Consider the following 1,462-nt stretch of genomic DNA (forward strand, 5'->3'; position numbering starts at 1 on the left):
GACCACCCTGAGTTTACTCTCATGGTAGCCGTTATTTGAGTCACGACACCCCGGAATGCGTTGCTAGTTCCCTGCTCTGTCGCTTGTGATTAAACAGTTCTAAGGTCACTGGAACAGTGTTGCAAGCTCAAGCAAGCTCTTATAACAGGTCGAAGCTAACATTACCCCAGAAATGGGAGTTGGTTTCCAGATTCCAATCAAAAATCTGGTTTCAATTTTAATATCCACAGCGGTTAAAACCGCTCGTGTCGTTTCCCTCTCAGGTCTAAAGACGCGCTCGTTTCCCACTTACCGGGTATTCTTATGAATTGATTGTTAAGAATCGTAAATAACGTTAATATAAAAAGAGAATTAGGAAATATGCTTCTCATATATGAGGGACTCAAATTTACCAAGTGCTGATTTACTGAAATCAGTCTTAGAACCGCTGTTAGAGGATTTTCAATATTGGTTTGAGCGATATGGTCAAATCCTGGAAAATGAGAAAGTTCAATTCATGAGTGAACAAGAGCAACTAAACTTACTAAAACGAGTCAAAGATGCAGAATGTGAACTGAACACAGTGAGGATGTTGTTTACAGCAACTGAAAAACAAGTGGGAATTGATATGGCAACTGTAATGCCTTGGCATCAATTAGTTACAGAATGTTGGAGTGTGGGAATGCGTTTAGGTCAATCCAAGGAATAATAAATCCCTGGCAAAATCTAAATGAGTTGGAAATTGTAAAGATATTAGACAATTCTTAACATTGTTTTCATAAAAAAATAATGTGTCTCATGTTACCTTAATCTGAATATAAGAATTGCATCAAATAACATAGGCGCACAAGTAAGGAATTTTACATTCTTCTTTTTTTACCGCGAATCATTTATTTGCGGAGTTTTAAGTTTTACGAAATAACATTTTTAACCTTTACTGTTCTGGAGGAAAATTCAATGCTACACCTACTTTATATTCTAGCTTTCACCGTTTTGGCATTCATAGCTGTCGGTAACTTAATTCGGAATCTGATCATGTTCAGTTTCGATAGAGAAAGGACATATTCAGCTAACCAATCATCACAAGGTGGCTTTGGTTATTATGCGGGTAGAAAGCAGTATGTTTCCCATCCTGAATTGTTAGACAGCGCAGGTAACATGATTAAAGAACCACTGCTAGTCATGCGTTCAATTAATATTGAGGATGCACGGGAACAGTTGGATGCTCTTTATGAATCTTCTCCTAGTCAAAAAAGCGATCGCTCAGAAGGAGCATAATCTATCATTATTAATATTCAGAATCTGTAGGGGCAACCCCCCGCGTAATGGTGTCAACTTAAGCTCAAATCCCTACCACATCTCGTTCCTAGTCTCTGACTAGGAATGCAGTTAATGAGGCTCTGCCTCTAATATCATTGAAGGCAGAGCCTTCTAGAATTCATTCCCAGTCAGAGACTGGGAATGAGATGACTTGAGTTCTTTG

Annotated in this window: 2 protein-coding genes; both read left to right on the forward strand. The window is 38.5% G+C overall.

Going from position 1 to position 1,462, the window contains the following annotated elements; genetic code table 11:
* Nucleotides 1-373 precede the first annotated feature (373 nt).
* The gene (locus IQ228_RS25975; protein ID WP_027403351.1) at nt 374-688 is read left to right on the forward strand and encodes a DUF2605 domain-containing protein; all 315 of its coding nucleotides are present in this window, start codon (nt 374-376) and stop codon (nt 686-688) included.
* A gap of 248 nt (nt 689-936) precedes the next feature.
* The gene (locus tag IQ228_RS25980; protein ID WP_027403352.1) at nt 937-1,257 is read left to right on the forward strand and encodes a DUF2973 domain-containing protein; all 321 of its coding nucleotides are present in this window, start codon (nt 937-939) and stop codon (nt 1,255-1,257) included.
* Nucleotides 1,258-1,462: the final 205 nt, after the last annotated feature.

Origin of the sequence: Dolichospermum sp. LEGE 00246, from assembly GCF_015207865.1 — a bacterium.
GTDB lineage: Bacteria > Cyanobacteriota > Cyanobacteriia > Cyanobacteriales > Nostocaceae > Dolichospermum > Dolichospermum heterosporum.